This is a genomic window from Sphingomonas endophytica, from assembly GCF_014199415.1.
GTDB classification, from domain to species: domain Bacteria; phylum Pseudomonadota; class Alphaproteobacteria; order Sphingomonadales; family Sphingomonadaceae; genus Sphingomonas; species Sphingomonas endophytica.
On record NZ_JACIJN010000001.1, the window covers coordinates 36,693 to 54,560 of the forward strand.

14 protein-coding genes are annotated in these 17,868 nt (G+C 70.2%); 7 read left to right on the plus strand and 7 right to left on the minus strand.

What is annotated here, in order from left to right:
• Position 1 precedes the first annotated feature (1 nt).
• Positions 2-2,044, minus strand: coding sequence for a TonB-dependent receptor plug domain-containing protein (locus FHS97_RS17590; protein WP_184032289.1), 2,043 nt, complete (start codon positions 2,042-2,044; stop codon positions 2-4).
• Positions 2,045-2,046: 2 nt separating this feature from the next.
• Positions 2,047-2,514 carry a YfiR/HmsC family protein gene (locus FHS97_RS00180; protein ID WP_184032290.1) on the minus strand — a complete coding sequence of 156 codons (468 nt, stop codon included), beginning with the start codon at positions 2,512-2,514 and terminating at the stop codon, positions 2,047-2,049.
• Positions 2,515-2,720: 206 nt separating this feature from the next.
• Between FHS97_RS00180 and FHS97_RS00185 the strand changes: the two genes are divergently transcribed.
• A complete protein-coding gene (locus tag FHS97_RS00185; protein WP_184032292.1) occupies positions 2,721-4,040 on the plus strand; it encodes a GntP family permease in 1,320 nt (439 codons plus the stop codon).
• 25 nt (positions 4,041-4,065) lie between these two features.
• Entirely contained in the window at positions 4,066-5,031 is a 966-nt protein-coding gene (locus FHS97_RS00190) for an alpha/beta fold hydrolase (protein ID WP_184032294.1), read from the plus strand.
• A gap of 5 nt (positions 5,032-5,036) precedes the next feature.
• Here the strand turns inward: FHS97_RS00190 and FHS97_RS00195 are convergent, their stop codons facing one another.
• The 4 genes from FHS97_RS00195 to FHS97_RS00210 are packed head-to-tail and all read right to left on the minus strand — an operon-like array spanning position 5,037 to position 11,189.
• Positions 5,037-6,047: a DUF2891 domain-containing protein gene (locus FHS97_RS00195; RefSeq protein ID WP_184032295.1), complete on the minus strand. Its 1,011-nt coding sequence runs from the start codon at positions 6,045-6,047 to the stop codon at positions 5,037-5,039.
• The gene (locus FHS97_RS00200; RefSeq protein ID WP_184032986.1) at positions 6,044-6,943 is read right to left on the minus strand and encodes a 5-oxoproline transporter, DUF979 family subunit; all 900 of its coding nucleotides are present in this window, start codon (positions 6,941-6,943) and stop codon (positions 6,044-6,046) included. The genes FHS97_RS00195 and FHS97_RS00200 overlap by 4 nt, the downstream gene beginning before the upstream one ends.
• Positions 6,940-7,617, minus strand: a complete 678-nt coding sequence (locus FHS97_RS00205; RefSeq protein ID WP_184032297.1) for a DUF969 domain-containing protein — start codon at positions 7,615-7,617, stop codon at positions 6,940-6,942. Before FHS97_RS00205 ends, FHS97_RS00200 begins: the two co-directional genes overlap by 4 nt.
• Positions 7,617-11,189: a hydantoinase B/oxoprolinase family protein gene (locus FHS97_RS00210; protein ID WP_184032299.1), complete on the minus strand. Its 3,573-nt coding sequence runs from the start codon at positions 11,187-11,189 to the stop codon at positions 7,617-7,619. The genes FHS97_RS00205 and FHS97_RS00210 overlap by 1 nt, the downstream gene beginning before the upstream one ends.
• Positions 11,190-11,349: 160 nt before the next feature.
• On the opposite strand from FHS97_RS00210, the gene FHS97_RS00215 reads away from it, so the two are divergent.
• Together FHS97_RS00215 and FHS97_RS00220 are read left to right on the plus strand one after the other, a co-directional pair.
• Complete coding sequence (locus FHS97_RS00215; RefSeq protein ID WP_184032301.1) at positions 11,350-12,438, plus strand: SPL family radical SAM protein; 1,089 nt, start codon at positions 11,350-11,352, stop codon at positions 12,436-12,438.
• The gene (locus FHS97_RS00220; protein WP_184032303.1) at positions 12,435-12,914 is read left to right on the plus strand and encodes a metallophosphoesterase family protein; all 480 of its coding nucleotides are present in this window, start codon (positions 12,435-12,437) and stop codon (positions 12,912-12,914) included. The genes FHS97_RS00215 and FHS97_RS00220 overlap by 4 nt, the downstream gene beginning before the upstream one ends.
• Here FHS97_RS00220 and FHS97_RS00225 read toward each other — a convergent pair.
• The gene (locus tag FHS97_RS00225; protein WP_184032305.1) at positions 12,911-14,458 is read right to left on the minus strand and encodes an MFS transporter; all 1,548 of its coding nucleotides are present in this window, start codon (positions 14,456-14,458) and stop codon (positions 12,911-12,913) included. The two genes, FHS97_RS00220 and FHS97_RS00225, sit on opposite strands and share 4 nt — an antisense overlap.
• Positions 14,459-14,600: 142 nt before the next feature.
• Between FHS97_RS00225 and FHS97_RS00230 the strand changes: the two genes are divergently transcribed.
• Genes FHS97_RS00230 through FHS97_RS00240 form a run of 3 tightly spaced genes read left to right on the plus strand, consistent with a single transcriptional unit; the run spans position 14,601 to position 17,859 of the window.
• Positions 14,601-15,764 carry an acyltransferase family protein gene (locus FHS97_RS00230; protein ID WP_184032306.1) on the plus strand — a complete coding sequence of 388 codons (1,164 nt, stop codon included), beginning with the start codon at positions 14,601-14,603 and terminating at the stop codon, positions 15,762-15,764.
• Positions 15,765-15,817: 53 nt separating this feature from the next.
• Positions 15,818-17,557 (plus strand): methyl-accepting chemotaxis protein, encoded by a 1,740-nt coding sequence (locus FHS97_RS00235; protein ID WP_184032307.1) that lies wholly within the window; start codon positions 15,818-15,820, stop codon positions 17,555-17,557.
• A 20-nt stretch (positions 17,558-17,577) separates the two neighbouring features.
• Positions 17,578-17,859 (plus strand): TonB-dependent receptor, encoded by a 282-nt coding sequence (locus FHS97_RS00240; RefSeq protein WP_184032308.1) that lies wholly within the window; start codon positions 17,578-17,580, stop codon positions 17,857-17,859.
• Positions 17,860-17,868 lie beyond the last annotated feature (9 nt).

Sequence of the window (17,868 nt, forward strand, 5' to 3'; positions counted from 1 at the left end):
CTCAGATGCTCAGCCGGAGGCCGGCGCGCAGCCGGCGATCCGCGGGGATCGGCGAGCCTGCCACGCCGGACGCCAGCGTCAGGTTCTCCGCCGCGACATAGCCAGCCAGACGCGTGGTGAAGCGATAGCCGATGCGCGCATCGATCCCGATCGCATCCTCGACGCGGAACAATGCCAGTTGCTGCATGGCCGTGAAGGCGAACTGGCGCGTCGGCGACGTGTATCGCGCCAGCGCGGCGAGATACCAGCGACCGCCGGCGTCATAGCCGAGCGCGACGTTCGCCTTGTGCTGCGGCGTGGTGGCACGCGGCGAGAAGGCGAGCGCGATCGGCGCGGCGAGGCTGCCGACCTGCTCGTCGGTATGCGTCCAGGTGTAGTTGGTCCGCCACGTCAGCGCAGCGTGCCGCCCCGAAGCGGACAGTTCGACGCCATATGTCTGATAGTCGCCGGCGACCTGAAAACGCGCGACCGCCACCGGGGCGGGTACGAGATGGAATTCGAGCAGATCCTGCAGCCCGTCGCCCGGCGAAGCGATCGCATCGCTCGTCCGGGTGTAGAAGCCGGTCGCCTCCAGCCGTGTGCTGCCCAGGTCATGCGCATAGCCCAGCTCGCCGCTCCAGGTGCCGACGGGGTCGAGCAACGGCGATCCCGCGACGAACACGGGGAAGGGGAGCGGGGTGGCGGTGACCAGCGGAATGCGGACCCCGAACGTGGTCAGCGACGGCAATTGGTACCCGCGGCCGCCGTTGAGCCGCACACGCCCGTTGGCGCCGACCTGCACCAGCAACGCCGCATTGAGGCTGACGCGGCTGAAGGCGCGATCGAAGCTCGCCGGATCGTTGAACGCCGGCTGCGCCACCGGCCCGGACGCGCCCAGCCAGAGCCGGTCGAACCGTGCGGCGGTGGTGAGCGCGACGCGATCGCCGAAATGGAGGTCGAGCATCGCGTCGACCGACGCGACGTCGTAGCTGATCGTGTCGGCGAACTGCGCGTCGCCGACGATCCGGTTGTTGCGATATTCGCTGCCGAGCCGGATGACGTTGTTGTCGCCGAAGCGATAGAGCCCCGCCGCCTTGAGCGAAACGATGCGGTTGTCGATTTCCAGCGCGGCGTTCGGCCGGTCCCTGAGCGCGTCCTTGCCATAGGTCGCGTCCAGCCAGTTGACGAAGCCGCTGACCGTCAGCCCGCCCCAGGCGGTGTCGCGCGCGACGCTCGCATGGACGTTGCCGCTGCGGTAGAATTGATTCGAAAGGATCTGGCTCGGCAGATATTCCATCTGCCCGTTCGTGGCATAGCCGCCGCCGACCGTCGCCGTGGTGCGGCCGACGTGCACGAACAATTCGCTCGCGACCTGCGACGCGGTCACGTCGGGCAAGCGGCCGGGCGTCAGCAAGGCGTCGGGCACGCGGCGCTCGTCCTCGCGCAGATGCTGCGCGCTCAGCTTGATCCCGATCCCGGCGGCAAGCGGCACCATCACCGAACCGGCGACGCGCGCGCGATCGTGATCGCCGAGCGCGGCGACCAGCGTCGCCGCGGGGGCGTCCCCCGGCTTTTTGGTGATGATGTTGACGACCCCGCTGGCGGCGTTGAAGCCGAACAGCGCGCTGGCCGGGCCGCGTACCAGCTCGATCTGCTGGATGTCCTCGATCGGCACGCCCAGCAGGTTCCAGTCGGTCATGCCGTAATGGTCGAGATAGACCTGTCGGCCGTCCACCAGCACCAGCAGCCGCGCGTTATAGCTCTGCACGCCGCCGCGGACCGCCACGTCGCTTTGCCCCGCGGTCCAGCGGTTGACGTCGATCCCGGCATATCCCTTGAGCAGCCCCGGCACGTCATGCGCGGGCGAGCGGGCGATCTGCTCGGCGGTGATGATGACGGTGGAGGCGGGCACCTCCGAGCCGCGTTGCGGACGCCCGGTGACGCTGGTGGTGACGGGCTCGCCCATCACTGCCTCGAGCGCCGAATAATCGACGGTCTGGGCAGCGGCAGGAACGACGGGCAGCGCCATCGCGGCGATGGCGGCCAGCATGCGCGAATGGCGCATCATCAAATCTCCTTGACCAGCATCAGGAATGCCGATCCGAACTTGGCATCTACGGCGCGCGCGGCGGCGCGATTGACGGTGATCTGGACCCGCGGGCTGGTCGCGATCGCGACCACGCAGCGCGCCGACGCCACACACGACTGGTCGGAGGTGATCGTGACCACATGGTTGCGGGTCGCGGCCTGCGCGATCTCGTCCTGCTCGCCGCGCAACCCGCCGGTGACGAACGCCACCTGCGTTCCGGCCAGCGTGCCGAGCGCACCAACGGCGATGCGCTTCACCCGGATCCGGCCCTTGCCCGCGCCGATCGCGCGTTCGATCGATGCTGCCTCGGCGACAGAATCGGCGTTGCCGGGGGCGTAGATGATCGCGGTCTGGATCGGTCCGGACGGCGGCAATTGGAGGAACGAGATGACCCGCGTGGCGACGGGGACGTTGAGCTCTGCCGCCGAGGGGGCGGTGACACTCATCACCCCGATCGTGGCAGTGGCGATTAAGGAAGCGCGCAACTGTAAATTCCCGACGTTAGCGGACCCGCTTACGGGTCGTGCCTCACCAATTGGTTAACGGCAGGTGCTGCGCCAAAGGTCGTGATTGACGCGGAGGCGGCAAATGCGCTGTCTGGGCAGATGACCGATCAACGACTTCGCTTCTGCTACGCGGTGGTTAATCCCGGATGATGCTGTTCTCGATCGTCGCGGCGCTGGGGGTGTTGATCGTCCTGGTGGCGCTGCGCGCGCCGCCGTTCCTCGCCTTCGTCGTGGCTGCGCTCTGCGCCGCCTTGCTCCTCGGCGTGCCGCTCGCGCGCATACCCGGAGCGATCGAAAAGGGGATCGGCGACACGATCGGCCCGGTCGTTATCACGATCGTGCTCGGTGCGTTCCTCGGCAAGCTGATCGCCGACAGCGGCGCGGCGCAGCGGATCGCGGACACGCTGATCGGCTGGTGCGGGCCGTCGCGGCTGCCGATCGCGATGGCGGCGACCGGGTTCCTCGTCGGCATCCCGCTGTTCTACAATGTCGGCTTCGTGCTGATGGTGCCGCTGATCTTCTCGATCGTGTTGCGATCGGGGTTGCCGGCGGTGCATGTCGGCATCCCGTTGCTCGCCGGCCTGTCGATCGCGCACGGCTTCCTGCCGCCGCACCCGTCGCCGACCGCGGTGGTGGCGCAGCTCGGCGCCGATCTGGGCGTCACGCTGATCTACGGCCTGATCGTCGGGCTCCCCACGCTGGCGATCGCCGGCCCGCTGTTCGCGACGACGCTCAAGGGCATCGCCACGCCGCGCTCGCCCTTGTTCGACGCGGCGGTGGCGTCCGGCGACCGCGCGCGGCCCGGCGCGTTCGCCAGCTTCGTCTGCGCGCTGCTGCCGGTGATCCTCATCGCCGGGGCGACCGCGCTGCACTATGCGCCGCTTCCCCCGGCCACCGCCACCGCGATCGCGTTCGTCGGGCATCCCACCAACGTGCTGCTGCTGTCGATCGCGGTCGGGATCGTCGCGCTGGGGCGGAGCGCCGGACTGACCCGCGCCGAGATCATGGACGGCTTCACGGTCGCGATCCGCGACATCGCGCCGATCCTGCTCATCATCGCGGGCGCCGGCGGGTTGAAGCAGGTGCTGGTGGAGAGCGGGGCGGACAAGGTGCTCGCCACGCAACTCGCCGGCCTGCCGCTGCCCCCGCTCGCGCTCGGCTGGCTGCTGGCGTGCGTGATCCGCATCGCGGTCGGCTCGGCGACGGTCGCGGGGCTGACCGCGGGCGGGCTGATCCAGCCGGTGATCGTCGCGACCGGCGCGGACGCCAATCTGATGGTGCTGGCGATCGGGGCGGGCAGCCTGATGTGCAGCCATGTCAATGACTCGGGCTTCTGGATGTTCAAGGAATATTTCGGCCTGTCGTTGCGCGATACGTTCCGGTCCTGGTCGCTGATGGAAACGCTGGTCGGCGTGTTCGGGCTGCTCTTCGTGCTGCTGCTCGACGCGCTGCTGCGGCTTGGCTAGCATCCGTGCGCGGGGAGGATCGGCGATGCGCGGGTTCAGCGAATATCGGGTCGAGGCGAACGGGATCCGCCAGCACGTGATCGAGGCGGGAAGCGGACCGGCGATCCTCCTGTGTCACGGCTTTCCCGAACTCGGCTATTCGTGGCGGCACCAGCTGCGCGCGCTTGCCGATGCCGGCTATCGCGCGATCGCGCCCGACATGCGCGGCTATGGCGGCACGACCGTGCCTGACGGTGTCGAGCATTACACGATCTTCCATCTGACCGGCGACATGGTCGCGTTGCTCGAGGCGCTCGGCATCGCGGAGGCGGCGATCGTCGGGCATGACTGGGGCGCGCCGGTCGCCTGGACCGCGGCACAGCTTCGCCCCGATCTGTTCAGGGCGGTGCTGGGGATGTCGGTGCCGTTCGCGCGGCGCGGATCGATCAGCAGCCTCGCCAAGCTGCGCCGCGCCGGGCTCGATGCCTATTACCAGCTCTATTTCCAGACCCCCGGCAGGGCGGAGCGCGAGCTGGAGGCCGATGTCGATACGGCGATGCGCCGGATCATGTGGAGCCTCTCCGCCGGGCCGTCGACCGCATGGAGCGGGATGATCGGTCCGGCGGGCGCGCTGGCGGCGTTCCACGAACCCGACCAGCCGATGCCATGGCTCGGCGACGAGGACCTTGCCCGCTATGGTGCCGCGTTCCGCGCAACGGGGTTCGCGGGCGCGCTGAACTGGTATCGCAATATCGAACGCAACTGGGAACTGACCGCGTCGCTGGCAGGGCTAGGGATCACGCAGCCGGCATGGTTCGTCATCGGCGATCGCGACCCGATCCTTCCGGCGGTCAGACCCGCGATCGATGTACTGCCGCAGACGGTGCCCGGCCTGCGCGGGACGACGATGCTGCCCGGCGTCGGTCACTGGCTCCAGCAGGAGGCCAGCGGCGCGGTGAACGCGGTGCTGATCGACTTTCTCTCGCGGAGCTTCCCCGCAACGCCGGGGTGAGCGCGCTACGCGCCGCCCGCGACGTCGACCCCGGTCGCGAGCAGCGCGAAGGTCGCGAGCCAGTGGCTGCCCATGTAATCGTCATCGAGGTGCGGCAGGCTGGCGGCGAGATGCCGCTCGGCGGTGCCGCGCATTGCCGGGGCGGCGGGATGCGCCGGACCGAGCGCCGCGGCGATCGCGCGCCAGCACCAGGCGCGGCTGAGATTGAGCCCGTCGAGATGCGCGATCTTGCCATCGCTGCGATCCGACACCGTCGCAGGGTGGAATAGGGTCGCAGGCGCGCCGCGCGCGAGATCGGGCAGGAAGGCGCCGAACCACGCCGCGAACGCCGGGGCGGCGAGCACCCGGCTCATCAGCACGGCCTCGACCAAGGCGGAGGACAGGAAGTCGTCCCCCGACGGCTCCCACGCCTGGCAGCCGCGATCGTCACCGAACCAGTCACCCGCCCGCGCGTCGATCAACGCGACGAGCGCGGCATCGTGTCGCATCGCCCAGTCGCGCGCCAGCACCAGCGCGAAGGCGGTATTGCCGTGCGTACCCGCGCGGATCGGATAGGTGAGTTTGGGCAGATAGGATCTGAACCGCTCCGCAAAGGCCGCCGCGAGCGGCGCGAGCGCCGCGGCCCAGGCTTTGTCGTGCCGCGCCGCCTCGGCATGGAGCGCGAGCAGCCACGCCCAGCCATAGGGCCGCTCGAACCCGGTGGACAGCGGCCGGTCGAGATAGGCCAGTTCGCCCGCGACCAGCGTCGGGGTAAGCAGCGCGTCGGCGCGCGCCACGATCGCCGCCGCCTCGGGCAGGTCGGGGAACAGCCGCCGAACCGTCAGCAACTGCCACCAGCCATGAACACAGCTGTGCCAGTCGAAACTGCCATGGAAGATCGGGTGGAGCATGGCCGGCGTCGCGGCGTCGTGCGCGCCGGTCAGCACATGATCGAGCTTATAGGGATATTCGCGCCCGACATGGTCGAGCGTGATCCGCGCGAAACGGCGGGCGAGTACGGGATCGAGTGTCGTCATCGGACCACCCACCAGAGGAGCAGGATATTGAACGCCAGCAGCAGCAGGGCGGTCGCCGCCTGCGCCCGGATCACGCCGTAGCGATCGCGCAACTCGAGCAACGCGGCGGGGACGATGTTGAAATTGGCCGCCATCGGGGTCAGCAGCGTGCCGCAAAAGCCCGCCAGCATCCCCAGCGCCGCGATCGGCGCCGGGTCGCCGCCATAGCGGTGGACGAGCAGCGGGATCGCGACCGCCGACACCATCACCGGAAAGGCGGCGAACGCATTGCCCATCACGACGGTGAACAGCGCCATGCCGAGCCCATAAGCGAGCGCCGCGCCGAAGATGCTGCCGGTCGGGATCGCCCGGCCGATCAACCCGCCCACGACCTCGCCGACGCCCGCCAGCGCGAAAACCGCGCCGAGGCTGGCGAGCAATTGCGGCATGATCGCCGCCCAGCCGATCTCGTCGAGCAGCCGCCGGCCCGCCCGCACGCCCGAGAGCGGCGCGGCGCGGAGCAACAGATGACAGAGCAGCAGCGCGAGCAACGCGCCGACCGCCAGCGCGACGAGCGTCGCTTGCGCCGGGTCGACGCGCGCCGGCATCTGCTTGAACAGCACGGTGCCTCCCAGCGCCGCAGCGGGGATGACGAGCGCCAGCGCGAGCAACGGCCCTTGCGGCGCTGCCGCCGTGCTCGCCTCACCACGTTTCATTCGGCCCGAGGTGGCGATCGCCACCAGCGCCAGCACGAGGATGCCGTTGCCGATGTCGCCGAGCCGGTCGCCCGCGAAAAAGGACAGCGCGAGCAAGGCATGGAACAACGCATTGCTCCAGCGGCGGTCGACCGTCCCGAGGATCGCCGCCGCCGCGAAGAAGCTGCCCGCGACCAGATAGACAAAGCCGATCCCGATCATCGCCTGGGCCGCCGCGCCAGCCGGCGGTCGAACAGCCACAGCCGCGTGCCGTGGATCAGGGCAGCGGCGATCGCTGTCGGGATCGCCCAGACGGAGAGATGAAAAGGCTCGATATGGAAGCCATAGCCGTCCAGCACGCCCTTCATCAGCAGGATCGAGCCGATCGCGATGAAGATGTCCTCGCCGAAGAACAGCCCGATATTGTCGGTCGCCGCCGCCAGCGCGCGGACGCGTTCGGGATCGGCGCGCGCGTCCTCGTCCGCGCCCGCGCCCTGCCGCTCCGCCGCGGCCTCGGCCATCGGCGCGACCAGCGGCCGCACGGTCTGCGCATGGCCGGCGATCGCGGTGAGACCAAGCGCGGCGGCGATCTGCCGGAACAGCAGGTAGCTCGCCAGCAACCGACCGACCGTCAACCCCTTGAGCCCCGCGACCAGCGTGCGGGCGCGTTCCTGCAATCCATGACGCTCGAGCAGTCCGATGACCGGCAGCACCATATAGATGGCGGTGACGTAGCGCGTCTCGTTGAAGGCATGGCCGAAACGCGCGAGCACCGTCAGCGGCTCGAGCCCCGCCGCAAGCCCGGTCAGCAACGCCGAGACGATGATGACCAGCAGCGGATGGAAGCGCAGCAGGAAACCAAGCGCGATCACCGCAATCCCGGACAGAACGAGCATCAGCCCGCCGCCCCATAGCCGCCACCACCGGGCGTCTCGATCACGAACACGTCGCCCGGCGCCATGTCGGCGGACGCGGTCGCCGCGAGCGGCTCGACCCGGCCGTCGGCACGCTCGATCCGGTTGATCCCGAGCGCGCCGTCGCCGCCGCCGTGCAGCCCGAATGGCGCGACCACGCGCCGGTTGGACAGGATGTTGGCGCGCATTGGCGCGCGGAAGCGGACGCGCCGCACTGCGCCGTCGCCGCCCCGCCATTCGCCAGCACCGCCCGACCCGCGCCGGATCGCGAACGCCTCCAGCAGCACCGGGAAGCGCGTCTCCAATATTTCCGGATCGGTCAGGCGGCTGTTCGTCATATGCGTCTGCACCGCGCTCGCCCCGGCGAACCCCGGTCCCGCGCCCGCGCCGCCGGCGATGGTCTCGTAATATTGCCGCGTTGCATCGCCGAAGGTGAAATTGTTCATCGTCCCCTGCGACGCCGCCATCACGCCCAGCGCGCCGAGCAACGCATCGGTGATGACCTGGCTGGTCTCGACGTTGCCGGCGACCACGGCGGCGGGGAAGCGCGGGTTGAGCATCGATCCCTCGGGGACGATCAAGGTCACCGGGCGCAGGAAGCCGTCGTTGAGCGGCACGTCCTCCGCGACCAGCGTCCGCAGCACGTAGAGCACCGCCGCGCGTGTGACCGCGAAAGGTGCGTTGGTGTTGCCGGGGCGTTGCGCGCTAGTGCCGGTGAAATCGACCGTCAGCGCTTCGGCAGCGTGATCGACACGGACGGCGACGCGCACCGTCGCACCGTCGTCGGTGGCATAGGCGAACGCGCCGTCGGACAGCGTTGCGATCGCCCGCCGCGCCAGCGTCTCGGCATGGGCCTGCAAATGCTCCATATAGGCGCTGACGACCGCCAGCCCCTGTTCGCCGGCCAGCCGCTCCAGCCCGGCCGCACCGCGCGCGCAGGCGGCGAGCTGCGCGGTGAGGTCGGCGATATTCTGGTCGATGGCGCGCGCGGGGTGCGGCCCGGCGGCGAAGATCGCGCGCATCTCCGCCTCGCGCAGCCGCCCGTCGGCGACCACCAGCACGTCGTCGAGCACCACGCCCTCGTCATGGATCGTGCGGCTGTCCGCCGGCATCGACCCAGGGCTGGTGCCGCCGACATCGGCGTGATGCCCGCGCGCCGCGACGAAGAAGGCCGGCCGCGTGCCGCCGGCGAAGACCGGCTGAACGATCGTGATGTCGGGCAGGTGGGTGCCGCCACGATAGGGATCGTTGACCGCATAGGAATCACCGCGACGCATGCCGCGCCCGTCCGCCGCGCGGCTTGCCATCAGGTGGCGGACGCAGTCTCCCATCGAGCCGAGATGCACCGGGATGTGCGGCGCGTTGGCGACCAGATGCCCGTTCGCGTCGAAGATCGCGCAGGAGAAGTCGAGCCGCTCGCGGATGTTGACCGACGCCGCGCTGCGCTGGAGCGCCGAGCCCATCTCTTCCGCCAGCCCCATGAACAGCCCCGCGAAGATCGCGAGCCGCACCGGATCGACCGTCGCATCCGCCGCCTCGATACGGCGCGGCGCGGTGCGCGTCAGGCGCAACGTGCCGTCGGCCAGCGTCGCCGCCGACCAGCCCGGCTCGACCGCCACGGTCGAGGTCGCGTCGACGATCAGCGCCGGACCGTCGATCCGCACCTCCGCGTCGAGCGTGTCGCGGCGGTAGAGCGGGGTAGGGGCGACCACCCCACCGAGCGCCGCCTCGACGATCTCGGGCACGGCGGCGCCGTCCTGCGCGGCGGCGGCCATCGTCGGCGCGCGCGTCGGCAGCACCGCTTCGACCTGGACACGCTCGACGATCAGCAGGTCGTCGCCGTCGAACCCGAACCGGTCGCGATGCGCGACGGTGAAGGCCGCGGCCATCGCCGCCTCGTCGTCGACCGCGACATCGATACCCTGATCGGTACGCGCGTACCGGAGCGTCGCGCTCGCCTCGAGCCGCGCCTGCGATCCCAGCTCCGCCGCTGCCGCCGCGGCCAGTTCGTCGATGGCCCTTCGCCAGCCGTGCTCCGCGAGCGGCTGCCCGACCGTCCGCTGCCGCACGCTGCGGCGGTCGGCAAGCGCGATCCCCCACGCCGACAGGACGCCCGCAAGCGGATGGACCAGCACCTCGGTCATCCCCAGCGCATCGGCGACCAGACAGGCATGTTGCCCGCCGGCACCCCCGAAGCTCATCAGCGCATAGCTGGCCGGATCATGTCCGCGCGCCACCGACACCGCCTTGATCGCGCCGGCCATATTGGCGACCGCGATCGCCACCAGCCCCTCGGCGGCCGCGATCCGCTCCGGCCGCGCGCCGGTCGCCGCGGCGACCTCGTCAAGCAAGGCGTCGAGCCGGGCCAGCGACGCGGCGCGATCGAGCGGCTGGTCGCGCCCGGCGCCGAACACCGCCGGGAAATGCGCCGGCACCACCTTGCCGAGCACGAGGTTGCAGTCGGTCACCGTCAGCGGTCCGCCGCGCCGGTAACAGGCCGGGCCGGGATCGGCCCCCGCGGACTCCGGTCCGACGACGAACCGCCCGCCGTCGAAGCGGCAGATCGACCCGCCGCCCGCCGCGACCGTGTCTATCCGGAGCATCGGCGCCGAGACGCGCACGCCGCCGATCACCGCTTCCTGCCGTCGCTCGAACCCGCCCGCCCACAACGAGACGTCGGTGGAGGTACCGCCCATGTCGAAGCCGATCACGCGCGCCACGCCCGCGGCCTGTGCCGCCGCCGCCATGCCGACGATCCCGCCCGCCGGACCGGACAGCAGCGCGTCCTTGCCGCTCACCGCGCGCGCATCGGCAAGCCCGCCCGAGGATTGCATGAACAGCGACGTACCGGTCCGGTCGAACGCCGCCTGCAACCCGTCGACATAGTGCCGGAACACCGGGGTCAGGTAAGCGTCGGCGGTGGTCGTGTCGCCGCGCGCGACCAGCCGCACCAGCGGCGAGACGCGATGGCTGGCCGAGACCTGCGCAAAGCCGATCCGCTGCGCGAGTTCGGCGAGCGCCTGCTCGTGCGCCGGATGCCGCCAGCCGTGCATCAGCACGATCGCGATGCTGCGCCGTCCGGCATCGAAGGCCGCACGGAACGCGCGCTCGGCGGCGGCGAGGTCGAGCGCGCGGAGGACCTCCCCGTCGACATCGAGCCGCTCGTCGATCTCGATCACCTCCGCGGCGAGCGGCGGAAGCCGGTGGATCGCGCGCGCGAAGATGTCGGGCCGGTCCTGATAGCCGATCGTCAGCGCGTCGCCGAAGCCGCGCGTGATCGCCAGCACCGTCGCTTCGCCGCCGCGCTCGAGCAGGGCGTTGGTCGCGACCGTGGTCCCGATCCGCACGTCGATCGGCGGCAGCGGCCCGTCCGCGATCCCGGTCAGCCGCCGGACGGCCTCGACCGCGGCATCGTCGTAACGTCCCGGATCGACCGACAGCAGCTTGGTCACCGCGATCGAGCCGTCGGCGTGTTCGGCCACGACGTCGGTGAAGGTGCCGCCACGATCGATGGCGATGCGCCGAAGCGCGGGACGGGCGGCAGGATCGGTCATCGCGCCTCTATCGCAATGCGATAAGCCATTGTCGATGCGGTCGTCGGGCAGCGTGTGGCGACGCAAGCGGGCGCGATGGGCGGGACGGGGCCGCGCATCGGCCACGCCGTCGGGCCGCCATCGACGCGGACCGTTCGCACGCGTCAGCCGTTCGGGTCGCATGGCGGTTGCACGACAGCAAGGTATCGCGGCCGGCGCCGGCTGGCGTCCACGACAGTTGCTGGTGACGCGCTCGTCGCTCGGCTTCGCGCAAGGGCGGGCGATCGTGAACCGCGCCGCGGCGCTCGGCGTCGAGGTTGTCGAGCTGCGCGGCGACCGCGTGACGCTCGACCTGCCCGACGATCCGCGCCGCGCCTATGCGGCGGCGAAGTCGACGCTGGCGGTGGTGGTGGCGCCGCCCTCGAAGCGGCGGCTCCAGCCGATCGCACCGAGCGCCGACTGGCGGGTCGATCTCGCCGAAGGCTGCCCGGCGCATTGCAGCTATTGCTATCTCGCCGGATCGTTGAAGGGGCCGCCGATCACGCGCGTCTACGCCAATCTCGACGAGATTCTTGACGGGCTGGCGGCCTATGTCGGGCAGGGACGGGTCACCTCGGGCAGCCGCGACCGCGCGCACGAGGGCACGACATTCGAGGCGTCCTGCTACACCGATCCGCTCGCGCTGGAGCCGGTCACGGGCGCGCTGTCCGCGACGATCGCGTGGTTCGGCCAATGGGACGCAGCCGTGCAACTCCGCTTCACGAGCAAGTTCGCCGATGTCGGCCCGCTGCTCGCCCTCGATCATCACGGGCGGACGCGGATGCGGGCCTCGATCAACCCGCCGCTGTTCGCGCGCTTCGAGGGCGGCACGTCGCCGGTGTCGGCGCGGCTGGACGCGCTCGCGCGGATGGCGGTGGCGGGCTATCCGGTCGGGCTGACGATCGCGCCGATCATCGCCGCTTCGGGCTGGGAAGCGGCCTATGGCGCGCTGCTCGACGAGGTTGCGGCGAGCTTCGCCGATCTGCCCGCGGTCGACCTGACCATCGAGCTCATCACCCATCGCTTCACCGCCGGATCCAAGGCGGTGCTGGAGAGCTGGTACCCCGGTTCGTCGCTCGACATGGGCATGACCGGCCGCACCACCAAGCGCACCAAGTTCGGGACCGAGAAACAGGTGTACGACGCTGCGACGATGCGCGCGCTGCGCCGCTTCTTCGAGGAGCGGATCGCCGCCACACTGCCCTGCGCGCGGATCCTCTACTGGACATGACGGTCTTCTTCACCGCCGACACCCATTTCGGCGACCACCGCACGATCAACATCCAGCGGCGGCCCTTTGCCAGCGTGGCCGAGATGGACGAGCTGCTGATCGCGCGGTGGAACGCGGTCGTCGCGCCGGGCGACATCGTCTGGCACCTCGGCGATGTCGCACGCCGCGCCGACGCGGTGCCGGCACTGCTCGCGCGGCTGCACGGGACCAAGCACCTGCTGCGCGGCAACAACGATCCCGACGGCACCGCGGCGGCGACAGGCTGGGCGAGCGTCGGCGATTACGCCGAAATCGCGCTGGATGGCCGAAAGCTCATCCTGTGCCACTATCCGTTCCGCAGCTGGAACGGTCAGCACAAGGGCGCGCTCAACCTTCACGGGCATAGTCATGGGCGGCTGAAGCCGATGCCGCGCCAGTTCGACGTCGGGGTGGACGTCCACGACTTCGCGCCGGTGCGGCTGGATGCGCTCGGCTAGTCGAGATCGCGCAGGTCGCGCCCGCGCGTCTCGCGCCCGAACCATCCGACCAGCACGAACGCCAGCGCGGTCGGCACCATCACCAGCACCGCGGCACTGCCCATCGACAGCGCGACCCCGCCGATCGTCAGCCCCTGCGCGATCAGCCCGCCGGCCTTGGTGCAGGCGGCGACCCAGCCGGTGGCGCGGCCGCGGACCCGCATCGGGAAACTCTCCGCGGCATAGGGCAGGACGATCGCGATGATCCCGTTCGTGCCGACGATCAGCAGCGCGACCGGCAGCACCGGGCTGCCGCCGCCCGCCATCTCCAGCCGCAGCACGAGGAGCAGCCCGGCCAGCGTCAGCGCGATCATCGTCGCCAGCGCCCATTTGGTGCTCCAGCGGCTGTAGAGCAGCGCCGCGACGAACACCGTCGGAAAGGCGATCAGCGCACTCTCGGCGAGCAGCCGGCTCGACACGCCGACCGAATAGCCCCTGGCGACCAGATCAGCCGGCAGCCACAACAACAGCCCGAAATTGACCAGCCCCCAGGACAGGGCGCAGATGCTCAGCGCGGCGAGCTTTCCGTAAAGGTGGAGACCGCGCAACGCCGGCGCGCGCGGTGCTGCGACACGCGGCGGACGCGCCGCCTGCGCGGTGGCACCGAACCGGCGCATCACCACCTCGGCCTCCGCGACCCGGCCGCGCGCGAGCAGGAACTTGGCCGATTCGGGGATCAACGCCCCGAGCAGCACCAGGGTCAGCCCGGTCGGCAGGTTCGCCAGCCACAGGATCCGCCACCCGAACACCGGTTGCAGCACCGCCGACATTCCGCTCGCCGCGAAATAGCCGCCGACCGCGCCCATGCCGCCGACGAGCACGAGGCTCCAGCCGCGGTGACGGCTCGGCATCATTTCGGCGAGCAGCGCATAGGTGACGGGCAGCATCCCGCCCGCCGCCGCGCCCATCATAAAGCACATCGCGATGTTCCACGCGAGGCTGGGCATCGCGCCGCAGATCGACGTGCCCACGAACATCACCGCCGACAGCAGGATCGACGCCTTGCGGCCATAGACGTCGGCGATCCAGCCCCACAGCACCGATCCGGCGACGGTCCCCGCCAGCGCAAAGAACGGGACGAGCGACACCGTCTTCTTGGGCACACCATATTCGGCGATCATGCCCGGCACGGTGAAGCCGAGCGACGCGGGCTTCATGACGTCGATCACCAGCGCCACGACCAGCACCGCCATCAATCCCCAATGCGCCGCGCCGAGCGGCGCGTCCTCGGGCGCGGCGACGACGATCTCCGCCGCCGCTGCGCGCTGCGCCGCGACGTTGCGCGGCAGCAGGCCATAGCCCGCGATCACCGTCCCGACGATGATCAGCGCCATGCCGCCGACCATCAGGTCGTCCATCGGCATGCCCGCGAGCCGATAATGCATCGCGCGCGCCATCGCGAACATCGGCAGATGCGCGACGACGCCGAGCGTTACCGCGACGCAGCCGAGCACGAACGCCCAGACCGCCTGCCGATCCGACAACGTGCTCCCGATCGAACCCATCAAGTCCCCCTTGGCTGCGATTCCGCATAGCGGCGCCATGCCCGCCGGGGAAGCGAGCCAAGCGGTTGAGCATCACCGACAAAGCTTTTATCCAGCTTTGTGCGTCACTTATTGACGGCCGCCTCAGGCACGGGAGATCGCAATGGCCGCCGCCACGGAGTCAGTCGTCACGCCGCCGGGACCGACCGCGACCGGACCGCGCGACCCGCACGATCGCGCCGGGCGTCGGTTGCGCTCGCTCGACCTGCTGCGCGGGGTGACGGTGGCGGGGATGATCACCGTCAACGCCACCGCTGGCGTCCAGTCCCTCGACAAGCCGGTGTTCGCGACGTTGCTCCATGCCGACTGGGTCGGCTTCACGCTGGCCGACACGGTGTTCCCGGCCTTTCTGACGATGGTCGGGGTCTCGATCGCGATCGCGTCGCGCGGCGATGCGGCGAGCGCGGCGGCCACCCGCCGCGTGCTGGCCCGCGCGGGGCGGATGATCCTGCTCGGCCTGCTGCTCGGGCACATGTTCTTCCTCGCCGACTTCCACAAACATGGCGTGCGCCTGCCCGGCGTGCTGCAACGGATCGGCATCGTCTTCGCCATCTGCGCCTTGCTCTATCCGCGGATGACGACGCGCGCGCGGGCGATCGCGGCCGGCGCCTTGCTGCTCGGCTACTGGGGCCTGTGCCTGTTGCCGGTGCCGGGCGGCGGCGCGACCGACCTCTGGGTGCCGGGCGACAATTTCGTGTCTTGGGTCGACCGGCTGGTGCTGGGCGAGTGGCGCTACGTGAAAGGGCCGTCCGGCTATGATCCCGAAGGCGTGCTCGGCACGCTGCCGGCGCTGGCGCAGGCGCTGCTCGGCACGCTGGCGGGCGACTGGCTGCGGCGCGGACTGCCGGTCGACCGCTCCGCCAAAGCGTTGCTCGTCGCAGGACTGGGCGCGATCGTCGTCGGGCTGGCATGGGGCATGGTGTTCCCGATCGCCAAGAATCTGTGGACCAGCAGCTTCGTGCTGGTGTCGACCGGGATCACCATGGTCCTGCTCGGGCTGTTCCACAATTGGTTCGATCGCGGCGACCGACCCGCGCGAAAGGGCGATTTCTTCGGCAGCTTCGGCCGCAACGCGATCGCCGCTTATGTGCTGCACGAGGTCGCGTCGATCATCCTGACCGGCGATGCGATCCAGTTGCCGTTCAAATGGCTGGCGCCGCTCGTCGGAACGCAGGTCGCGGCGCTGGCGCCGGTGGCGCTGTTCGTCGCGATTGTCTGGTATCCGATCGCCTACATGGACCGTCGCGGCTGGTATTTGCGCGCTTAGCGCTGCGTTAACGGTCGCGATGCTAGCTTCCCGCGGAAGACGAGAGGGAAGCCGTGACGTTTCGAGATCTTTCGATACCCCGCAAGCTGGCGCTGGCCTTCGCGTCGCTGATCGCCACCTTCGCCGCGGTCAGCGCGGTGGTGTTCGTCAACGTCATGCGGCTGCACGAGGTCGCGGTCGAGCGCGATCAGGCCAAGCAAGCCTCCGATCATGCCGACGACATGCTGACCGGGGTGGTCGAGGGGCAGAGCGCGGTGCGTGGTTATGTGCTGCTCGGCAAGCAGGCGTTCCTCGATACGCATGAGGAGAACCGGGCCGCAATCACCGCCGCCGCTGCCCGGCTCAAGCAGAGCGCGCCACGCCCCGATCAGCGCCGGCGCGTCGACGAATTCCTTGCCGCGGTCGCCGACTGGCAGGCGACCAGGGTCGCCCCGACGCTCGCCGCCTATCGCGACCCGGCGACGCGCGAGACCGCGCGCGAGCTGGCCGGCGCCAAGCAGCTCGGCGCGATCCGCAAGGTTCACAAGGAGATCCGCGCCGCGCAGGCGGCTTGGGTCGCGCGTCAGGATGTCGAGCAACGCCACGCCGAGTTGATGGTCGAGCTGGCGCTGGGGCTGGGCGGGTTGTTCGCGGTCTCGCTGGCGGGCGTGCTCGGCTGGCTGCTGTCGCGCTCGATGGCGCGGCCGGTGGTCGACATCGCCGGGATCATGGTCGAGATGGCGGCGGGGCGCACCGACCTCACCGTTCCCAGCATCGAGCGCGGCGACGAGATCGGCAAGATCGCCAAGGCGGTGCTCGTCTTCCAGGAGGCGGCGATCGGCAAGCAGCGCGACGATCGCGAGCGTCAGGCGGTAATGGAGAATATGGAGGCGGGGTTGAAGCGGCTCGCGAATGCCGACCTCGGCACACGCTTGTCGCATTTTCCGCCCGCCTATGCCCGGCTCGAACAGGATTTCAACCGCGCGATCGGGGCGATGGCGCAGGTGATGGCGGCGGTGATGCGCGCATCGAGCGACATCAAGAGCGGCGCGGCGGATATCCGCTCCGCCTCCGACGATCTGTCGCAACGCACCGAGCAGCAGGCGGCCAGCCTCGAGGAGACCGCCGCGGCGATGGAGGAGATCACCAGCACCGTCCGGCAAACCGCCAGGGACGCCGCGCAGGCCGACAAGATCGTCACCGCCGCGCGCCACGAGGCGGCGACGTCCGGCGACGTGGTCCGGCGCGCGGTGGACGCCATGGGCGGGATCGAGCGCGCGTCGAGCGAGATCAGCGATATCATCAGCGTGATCGATGCGATCGCCTTCCAGACCAACCTGCTGGCGCTGAACGCCGGGGTCGAGGCGGCGCGCGCCGGCGACGCGGGCAAGGGCTTTGCGGTCGTCGCGTCGGAGGTCCGCGCGCTGGCGCAACGCTCCGCCGACGCCGCGAAGGACGTCAAGGTCAAGATCACCGCATCGACCGAGCAGGTCGATCTGGGGGTCGAGCTGGTGGGCGAGGCCGGCGCCGCGCTGCAGACGATCAATGCCCGGATCAGCGACATCAGCACCCTCATGTCCGCGATCAGCGCGGCGGCCGAGCAGCAGGCGATCGGGCTGCAGCAGGTGAACACCGCGGTCTCCGAAATGGACGGGGTGACCCAGCAGAATGCCGCGATGGTCGAACAGGCGACCGCCGCGGCGCGCAGTCTGGCGGGCGAGGCCGACGAACTGGCGCGCCAGGTCGCGCGCTTCGCGATCGACGCTCCCGACACCGCCCGATCGGCGCCAGCGCGCGAGCGACGCGCCGCCTGATTTTGCGGCACCGCGGCGGCATGCCGACGTCCTTGTTCGCCCGGCGGACACCGGCACAGCACGAGAGCGCCCGGCGCGATCAATATCCGGGCATCGACGCCTATGAGCAGATCGACCTAGCGCTGTCGCTCGATATCAACAAGCGCATGACGTTCCGCCTCGCCGCCAGCAACCTGTTCGATCGCGACCCGCCGATCGTCCCGGACAGCCGCTCGCGGATCGGGCTGCTGCGCGGCAACACGATCATGGGCTATGACCTGCCCGGTCGCCAGATCGTCGCAGGCGTCTCGCTGCGGCTGTGACGTCGGGCA

Bases quoted from the DNA above. Each gene is read 5' to 3' on its own strand.
- FHS97_RS00240 (WP_184032308.1), top strand. From the start codon at position 17,578: ATGCCGACGTCCTTGTTCGCCCGGCGGACACCGGCACAGCACGAGAGC.
- FHS97_RS00215 (WP_184032301.1), top strand. From the start codon at position 11,350: ATGGCGGTTGCACGACAGCAAGGTATCGCGGCCGGCGCCGGCTGGCGT.
- FHS97_RS00190 (WP_184032294.1), top strand. From the start codon at position 4,066: ATGCGCGGGTTCAGCGAATATCGGGTCGAGGCGAACGGGATCCGCCAG.
- FHS97_RS00210 (WP_184032299.1), bottom strand. From the start codon at position 11,189: ATGACCGATCCTGCCGCCCGTCCCGCGCTTCGGCGCATCGCCATCGAT.
- FHS97_RS00200 (WP_184032986.1), bottom strand. From the start codon at position 6,943: ATGATCGGGATCGGCTTTGTCTATCTGGTCGCGGGCAGCTTCTTCGCG.
- FHS97_RS00185 (WP_184032292.1), top strand. From the start codon at position 2,721: ATGATGCTGTTCTCGATCGTCGCGGCGCTGGGGGTGTTGATCGTCCTG.
- FHS97_RS00225 (WP_184032305.1), bottom strand. From the start codon at position 14,458: ATGGGTTCGATCGGGAGCACGTTGTCGGATCGGCAGGCGGTCTGGGCG.
- FHS97_RS00205 (WP_184032297.1), bottom strand. From the start codon at position 7,617: ATGCTCGTTCTGTCCGGGATTGCGGTGATCGCGCTTGGTTTCCTGCTG.
- FHS97_RS00195 (WP_184032295.1), bottom strand. From the start codon at position 6,047: ATGACGACACTCGATCCCGTACTCGCCCGCCGTTTCGCGCGGATCACG.
- FHS97_RS00220 (WP_184032303.1), top strand. From the start codon at position 12,435: ATGACGGTCTTCTTCACCGCCGACACCCATTTCGGCGACCACCGCACG.
- FHS97_RS17590 (WP_184032289.1), bottom strand. From the start codon at position 2,044: ATGCGCCATTCGCGCATGCTGGCCGCCATCGCCGCGATGGCGCTGCCC.
- FHS97_RS00230 (WP_184032306.1), top strand. From the start codon at position 14,601: ATGGCCGCCGCCACGGAGTCAGTCGTCACGCCGCCGGGACCGACCGCG.
- FHS97_RS00180 (WP_184032290.1), bottom strand. From the start codon at position 2,514: ATGAGTGTCACCGCCCCCTCGGCGGCAGAGCTCAACGTCCCCGTCGCC.